Source organism: Oscillospiraceae bacterium, assembly GCA_035353335.1.
In the GTDB taxonomy this organism is placed as follows: domain Bacteria; phylum Bacillota; class Clostridia; order Oscillospirales; family JAKOTC01; genus DAOPZJ01.
The window spans coordinates 20,382-27,876 of the sequence record DAOPZJ010000034.1 but is presented as its reverse complement, the minus strand read 5'-3'; the positions used below and the strand labels follow the sequence as shown (position 1 = coordinate 27,876).

Below are 7,495 nucleotides of genomic sequence, written 5' to 3'. Positions count from 1 at the left end.
ACCAACCTGACCGATGAAGAAGCAGATAAAATCTGCCGAATGCGCCTTTCTCCGATTAATATCTCGGTGCACACCACCGATCCTGAACTGCGTGTGAAGATGATGAAAAATCCGAATGCCGGCGAAGTACTGAAATATCTTGATCAGTTTGACAAAGCCGGTATCGAGATGAATTTTCAACTGGTACTCTGCCCGGACATCAACGACGGTAAAGCGCTTGAAAAAAGCGTGAAGGACTTGCTTTTATTTCATAATATCTGTTCGATTGCGGTCATTCCGGTCGGCTTAACCGGACACCGAGAGGACTTATATCCGCTCAGGCCGTTTAAAAAAACCGAAGCCCAAGCAGTAGTGGATTACACCGAAATCGTCGCTGAAAGATCCTTGAAAGAGCGTGGCAGCCGGATCATTGCATCAGCAGACGAGTTTTATCTGATCGCCCAAAGATCGCTTCCGCCGCCCGAGTTTTACGAGGATTATTATCAGCTCGAAAACGGCGTGGGCATGCTGACGTTGTTAAAAGATCAGTTCTATAAGGCCTTGGAAAATGTACAAAACATTACAAACCCTGAGCGTTGTTTGATTATAACCGGCGAGGCCGCTTATCCGACGATGATTGAGCTGGTAAACGCTTTAAACGCAAAATGTTCAATGACACATGCCGTGCGGATGGCAAAGAATCATCTGTTCGGCGGATATGTGACGGTCACGGGATTACTCGGCGGAGAAGATGTAGCAAACGGGGCGGGGGACGTGAGTGATTTTTCGGCTCTGCTGCTCTGTGAAAACATGTTTAAACATAAGACTGATGTCTTTTTGGATGATATCAGCGTTGAAGATTTAGAAAAACGCCTGAAAATAAAAATAAAAATTGTGCAGAATGACGGCGCGGAGTTGGTGAGACAATTCATAATCGGAGGAAAAAATGGCTAAAAAAACGGTGGCGATTGTAGGTCGCCCGAATGTCGGAAAATCCACACTGTTTAACAAGCTCGTCGGAAAACGGGTCTCAATTGTGTTGGATACACCGGGCGTGACCCGCGACCGTATTTATGCCGACTGCGAGTGGCGCGGCAAAAAGTTTTTATTGGTTGATACCGGCGGAATCGAAATGGCCAACAGTGACGATATGTTTTTCCAAATGCGCACCCAGGCCGAAATTGCCATTGAGCGCGCCGATCTGATTATTTTCCTGACCGATCTGACCGCGGGAGTTACTGCCGCCGATAAGGACGTTGCCGCAAAACTGCGCATCAGCGGAAAACCGATCCTGCTCGCCGTCAGTAAGTGCGATTATATCGGCGCAGCGCCGACCGAATTATATGAATTCTATAATCTTGGGCTCGGCGATCTCTATCCGGTTTCGGGCACACACGGGCACGGCACCGGTGATTTGCTGGACGCTGTCTATGAGCATTTAGGAACGCAGGATGACGAGCAACAGGAAGACGACTCAATTAAAGTTGCGATCATCGGAAAGCCGAATACAGGCAAATCCTCATTACTCAACCGCCTCGCCGGAGAAGAACGGGCGATTGTCAGCGATGCCGCCGGGACAACGCGCGACACACTGGATTCTGTTGTGGAAAACAGCGAGGGCAAATATACCTTTATCGACACCGCCGGATTGCGCAGACAGGCCCGCGTCTATGACCAGATCGAAAAATACAGCGTCCTTCGCTGTCAGATGGCTGTCGAACGGGCCGACGTCTGTTTGATCATGATTGACGCAACCGAAGGCGCCACCGAGCAGGACACCAAAGTCGCCGGACTCGCGCACGAATCGGGCAAGGGCTGCATCATCGTGGTCAACAAATGGGATATCATCGAAAAAGACACCTATACGATGGACAAATTCCGTAAAGACCTCGATGTCGCGTTTGCCTTTATGTCTTATGCACCTTATGTCTTTATCTCGGCCAAGACCGGTCAGCGTGTGGACCGGTTGTTTGAACTGATCAAATACGTCAATGATCAAAACAGCATGCGCATCTCGACAGGTGTTTTAAACGATTTGCTTGCCGATGCTACAGCGCGTGTCCAGCCGCCTACGGATAAAGGCCGCCGGTTGAAAATCTATTATATGACCCAGGCCTCGGTTCGCCCGCCGACATTTGTCTGTTTTTGCAATAACGCGGAGTTGTTTCACTACTCTTATCAGCGTTATCTTGAAAACCAGATTCGCGCGACCTTCGGTTTGGAAGGAACACCAGTTAAAATGATCATCCGTGAACGCGGCGATAATCCGTGACACCGGGACGATCCGCGACGCGGGGACGGTAATAAATAGGCTTAACAAAAGGGGTGAGAAAATGGCTAAATATCTTATTGCCGGCGCACTTTCGGCGTTAGTCGGTTATCTGCTCGGCAGCATCTGTTTTGCGGTACCCGTCAGCAAAGCGTTCATCAAGAAAGACATCCGTACAGTCGGAAGTAAAAATGCAGGTATGACCAATGTCCTGCGCTGTGTAGGCGCTCCGGCTGCGGTACTGACATTGCTCGGGGATCTCGGGAAAGCGGTCGTTTCAGTACTTGCGGCAAACGCCCTATTTTCCTATTTTACAGGTAAGGAAGTTTTTTTTGCGGGCTATATCGGCGGCATTTTTGCAGTGGTCGGACACCTGTTCCCGGTTTGGTTTAAATTCAAGGGCGGGAAGGGCGTTATGGCCGCGACAGGAATGATGCTCGCGATCAATCCGACAATCTGTTTGCTTGCGCTGGCAATCTTTTTGTTGGTGTTCACGTTTACTCATATTATCTCCATCTCGTCGATCTCAGCGGCGATTGCGCTCCCGATTATAAACTATGTATTTTTAACACTTACAAACGACCCGAATTGGATTTTTTTCACTTCGGCTGCCGCTTTGATTGCCATTCTTGTCGTGATCATGCACAAAGAAAACATCAAGCGACTTCTCAAAGGGACCGAGAAACCGCTTGTAATCAGGAGACGCGAAAAATCAAAAGAATAAGCGTTCGAATTCCGACGGAGGAAGTTCAATGGTTTTTTGATTTAGATATTGCAGAACCCCTGAATCTTTTGTAAAATCGAACTTGATTTTATAAGCGTATAACGCCTGCCAGCTGTAACCGTACGGTTTGCTTCTGGCGGCGTTTCCGTATTTGGTGTCGCCGAGCAGCGGATGACCGGCATCGGCAAACTGCGCGCGGATTTGGTGGGTTCTGCCCGTAACCAGCTCAACTTCGAGCAATGAAAGTTCTCCGGTTGTCTTCAGCACCTTATATTTGCTCACCGCGCTCACGGCCCCCGGGGTCTGCTGAATCGAGACGCTGACCAAATTGTTATCTCCGTCTTTGGTCAGATACGAGCGCAACTCTCCCGAAAGCGCATTAAACTTTCCGAAAACAGCGCATTTATAATACTTTTTAACTTCGCGCTCCTTAATCTTCTCGCTCATGATTCGGAGCGTATCGGCGTTCTTTGCGGCGATCACAAGGCCGGAAGTATTTCGATCAATCCGATTACAAAGTGCCGGTGTAAAACTGTTTTCATTTTCGGGGATATATTCTTTTTTATGATTTAGATAAAGAAGGATTTTATTGATCAGTGTATGGCGGCTCTCGCTTTCATCACTGTGACAAAGAAGTCCGGCGGGCTTGTCAGCAATTAAAATGTTCTCATCTTCATAGACCACCCGAACATCGTCGGTGGTGTTCATGAAATCAAGCGGAGATTCGCTTTGTTCAAAAAATTCGTCGTTGACATAAAGCTGCACCGAATCGCCTTTGACGAGTTTTTGCATCTCTTCAGCGCGCTTGCCGTTGACTTTGATTCGTTTAATCCTGATATATTTATATAGCAGGGAAGACGGCAGTTTCGGAACCGCTTTCGTGATGAACTTATCGAGCCGCTGTCCGGCGTCATTTTGATTGATAGTAAACTCGCGCACGGCTAATCCTCCAGATGCAAGATGATGATATTCTACCACAATCACCCGAAAAGTCCAATTGCTTTTTCCGGAGAGGTAAAATATTGGCGTTTTCTATTGTTTTTTAGGGGTTGTTATGATATAATTAATAAGATTTACCGCTTTTAGGAGGGCGACTATGCTGAAGACCAAAACCATGCTCGAAAACAACAAATACGAGCTGACAATTACAATCGATGCGCAGACTTTTGCCGAGGCCACAGACAAGGCCTATCTCAAGGACCGCAACAAGATGGCAATCCCGGGATTTCGCAAAGGCAAAGCACCGAGAAAATTACTTGAACAATATTACGGACAGGGCGCTTTTTATGAGACCGCTTTCAACGCGCTGTATCCTAAAGCGGTAGAGGATGCCGTCAGCGAAGCAGAGCTGATCGCCGTTTCCCGCCCCGAACTCAATATCGAATCTATCGGCAAAGAAGGCGTAGAGTTCAAGGCTGTGCTCTGGACGAAACCGATCGTCGAAGTCGGCGAATACAAGGGCATTGAAGTTGAAAAACCCTCGGTTGAAGTCACAGAAGATGAAATAAAAGCCGAAATCGATAAAGCGCGTGAGCGCGGTTCCCGCATGCTGACCGTCGACGGCAAAGCCGAAAACGGACACATTGCGTCGATTGCTTTTGAGGGGTTTGTCGACGGCAAAGCGTTTGAGGGCGGAAAATCGGAAAAATATGACCTCACCATCGGCTCAGGCGCATTTATACCGGGCTTTGAGGATCAAATTATCGGACATATCGCTGGCGATGAATTCGATGTCAACGTCGAGTTCCCGAACGAATACGGCGCCGAGCAGCTAGCCGGAAAAAAAGCCGTCTTTAAGACAAAACTGCACGAGGTTAAAAAGAAGGAAATTCCCGAATTTGACGATGAATTTGTCAAAGACGTCAGCGAATTCAACACCGTAGCAGAATACGAAAAATCCGTCCGCGAGCGGCTGCAAAAGACCAAAAACGATAAAGCCGACGAAGCTGTCGGCATCGCTGTTACCGAAAAGCTTTGCGAACTGGTCAAAGGCAACATTCCGGAGGTCATGTACGATACCGCCGCAGATAAAGCCATGCAGGATTTTGAATACCGGATGCGTATGCAGGGCATCTCGCTCGAACACTATATGCAGCTGACAGGAATGGGCATCGATGAGCTGCGCGCTCAATTCAGAAAACAGGGTGAATCTCGTGTCAAGAGCACGCTTGCACTTGAAAAGATCGCGGAACTCGAGAAAATCAAAGTCACCGACGAAGAGATCGAAGCCGAGTTTGTCAAAGAAGCTGAAAAATACGGCCGAAACGTCGACGAATTGAAAAAGGTCGTCACCGCTGAGGATATGCGAGAAGATATGAAGACGTTGAAAGCGTATGAATTCGTCAAAAACTCGGCTATTCTGAAACCCGCCGAAGAGAAGAAAACCGAAGAAAAGCCCAAAAAAGCCCCGGCAAAGAAGACCGCGGCCAAAAAAGAAACTGCGGAGAAAGAACCTGCAGCGGAAAAGGCGGAATAACCCAAAGCGGGAACGTTAAAAATAGAGAGAACGAACGATGGAGGTATTCGTATGAGTTTGGTCCCAATGGTCATTGAACAAACCTCGCGCGGTGAGCGCAGTTTCGACATCTATTCGCGGCTTCTCAACGACCGCATCATCATGCTGGGCGAAGAAGTTAACGAAGTGACAGCCGGCCTCGTGGTGGCGCAAATGCTGTATCTTGAGGGACAAGATCCCGAAAAGGATATTCAATTGTATATCAACAGCCCGGGCGGATCAGTCACCGCGGGTTTTGCAATCTACGATACCATGCAGTTTGTCAAATGCGACGTCTCGACCATCTGCATCGGCATGGCGGCCAGCATGGGTGCGTTTTTACTTGCGGCCGGCGCGAAAGGCAAGCGCTTTGCGCTGCCGAACAGCGAGATCATGATCCATCAGCCGGCAGGCGGCGCACAGGGTCAGGCCTCAGATATCAAAATCCATGCCGAACACATTTTGCGCACCCGTGAGAACATTAATCGAATTCTCGCCGAGCGCACCGGAAAACCGATTGAAGTTATCGCCCGCGACACCGACAGAGATAACTTTATGACGGCACAACAGGCGTTGGAATACGGCTTGATCGACAAGGTCATGGTTAAACGATAAGCCGGACGGAGGGAACATGCCGAAATTCGAAGACCCGAAACTTCCGCGCTGTTCGTTTTGCAACCGCAGCACTCAGGAAGTCGATCGAATCATCGCAGGCCCGGGCGTTTATATTTGCAATGAATGCATCACGCTCTGCCACAATCTCATCAACGGCGAGATTAACGAAAGCACCAAAAAACCGACCATCCGCGACGGCGGTGAACCGTTGCCCAAGCCGATGGAGATCAAATCTTATCTCGATGAATATGTGATCGGGCAGGAAAGCGCCAAACAGACTCTGTCGACCGCGGTGTATAACCATTATAAACGCATCTTCCTGCGCGGTGAGAGCGATATTGAACTGCAAAAGTCCAATATTTTGCTGCTCGGACCGACCGGCGTCGGCAAGACCTTTTTGGCTCAGACGCTGGCACGCAAGTTGAAAGTCCCGATTGCAATCGCAGACGCTACAACCCTGACAGAAGCCGGTTATGTCGGCGAGGACGTAGAGAACATCTTGCTTCGCTTGATTCAAGCGGCGGATTACGATGTCGAACTGGCTGAAAAAGGTATCATCTATATCGACGAGATCGACAAGATCAGCCGAAAGAGCGAGAACACTTCAATCACCCGCGACGTCTCAGGTGAGGGTGTGCAGCAGGCTTTACTCAAAATTCTCGAAGGCACCGTCTCGAATGTACCCCCGACCGGCGGCAGAAAACACCCGCAGCAGGAGTTTATCCAAATCGACACAACCAATATACTGTTCATCTGCGGCGGAGCGTTTGACGGCATCGAAAAGATCATCGAACGCCGTGTAAACAGCACCTCAATGGGCTTTAATGCAAACATCTTAAATAAAAAAAGCGAGGGTTATGACGCGTTGCTGGCTCAAGTGATTCCGCAGGATTTGATTAAATATGGCCTGATACCGGAACTTGTTGGACGTATGCCGGTTATCTCTACGCTTGAAGCGCTTGACCGCAATTCGTTCATCCGAATTTTAACCGAGCCGAAAAACGCTATCGTCAAACAGTTTATTCAACTTTTCAAATTGGATAATGTCGAGCTCGAATTCGAAACAGACGCACTCGCCGCGATTGCGGATAAAGCGGTTGAACGCCGCACCGGTGCACGCGGGCTGCGTTCCATTGTGGAAAATGTCCTTGCAACACCGATGTACGAAGTTCCGTCCGACCACACGATCAGCAAAGTGATTGTGACAAAGGACTGCGTCGAGGGTAAGAGCCGCATTAAGGTTGAACATGACACCTCCCGCACACCTCAAGTCATTCGGATTCCCGCCTCAGAAAAAAAACGCAGCTCCCGGGTAAAATCCACGGACACCGCAATTTAAATGAATGATAAAATCCCCGCCGACTGATTGCCGCGGGGATTTTTTGCATTAGATCGGATTGGAGGAACGATGATT

Annotated in this window: 7 protein-coding genes; 6 read left to right on the top strand and 1 reads right to left on the bottom strand. The window is 48.9% G+C overall.

The genetic code is table 11. From position 1 onward, the window contains the following. The 3 genes from PKH29_08220 to plsY form a co-directional block, all read left to right on the top strand. On the top strand, positions 1-933 hold a 933-nt coding region (locus PKH29_08220; protein HNX14825.1), incomplete at its 5' end, for a DUF512 domain-containing protein. Further along, the gene (gene der, locus PKH29_08215; protein ID HNX14824.1) at positions 926-2,251 is read left to right on the top strand and encodes a ribosome biogenesis GTPase Der; all 1,326 of its coding nucleotides are present in this window, start codon (positions 926-928) and stop codon (positions 2,249-2,251) included. The genes PKH29_08220 and der, both read left to right, overlap by 8 nt. Before the next feature lie 61 nt (positions 2,252-2,312). Next, positions 2,313-2,972, top strand: a complete 660-nt coding sequence (gene plsY / locus PKH29_08210) for a glycerol-3-phosphate 1-O-acyltransferase PlsY (GenBank protein HNX14823.1) — start codon at positions 2,313-2,315, stop codon at positions 2,970-2,972. Here the strand turns inward: plsY and PKH29_08205 are convergent. Beyond that, a complete protein-coding gene (locus PKH29_08205; GenBank protein ID HNX14822.1) occupies positions 2,961-3,911 on the bottom strand; it encodes an RluA family pseudouridine synthase in 951 nt (316 codons plus the stop codon). The genes plsY and PKH29_08205 overlap by 12 nt on opposite strands. Positions 3,912-4,068: 157 nt before the next feature. Here PKH29_08205 and tig point away from each other — a divergent pair, with 157 nt between their 5' ends. Genes tig through clpX form a run of 3 tightly spaced genes read left to right on the top strand, consistent with a single transcriptional unit; the run spans position 4,069 to position 7,420 of the window. Beyond that, positions 4,069-5,448: a trigger factor gene (gene tig, locus PKH29_08200; protein ID HNX14821.1), complete on the top strand. Its 1,380-nt coding sequence runs from the start codon at positions 4,069-4,071 to the stop codon at positions 5,446-5,448. A gap of 51 nt (positions 5,449-5,499) precedes the next feature. After that, positions 5,500-6,081, top strand: coding sequence for an ATP-dependent Clp endopeptidase proteolytic subunit ClpP (gene clpP, locus PKH29_08195; GenBank protein ID HNX14820.1), 582 nt, complete (start codon positions 5,500-5,502; stop codon positions 6,079-6,081). Between the two features lie 16 nt (positions 6,082-6,097). After that, positions 6,098-7,420, top strand: coding sequence for an ATP-dependent Clp protease ATP-binding subunit ClpX (gene clpX / locus PKH29_08190; GenBank protein HNX14819.1), 1,323 nt, complete (start codon positions 6,098-6,100; stop codon positions 7,418-7,420). Positions 7,421-7,495 lie beyond the last annotated feature (75 nt).

Excerpts from the sequence above, each read along its gene's own strand:
- der (HNX14824.1), top strand. The coding sequence starts at position 926 with ATGGCTAAAAAAACGGTGGCGATTGTAGGTCGCCCGAATGTCGGAAAA.
- plsY (HNX14823.1), top strand. The coding sequence starts at position 2,313 with ATGGCTAAATATCTTATTGCCGGCGCACTTTCGGCGTTAGTCGGTTAT.
- tig (HNX14821.1), top strand. The coding sequence starts at position 4,069 with ATGCTGAAGACCAAAACCATGCTCGAAAACAACAAATACGAGCTGACA.
- clpP (HNX14820.1), top strand. The coding sequence starts at position 5,500 with ATGAGTTTGGTCCCAATGGTCATTGAACAAACCTCGCGCGGTGAGCGC.
- clpX (HNX14819.1), top strand. The coding sequence starts at position 6,098 with ATGCCGAAATTCGAAGACCCGAAACTTCCGCGCTGTTCGTTTTGCAAC.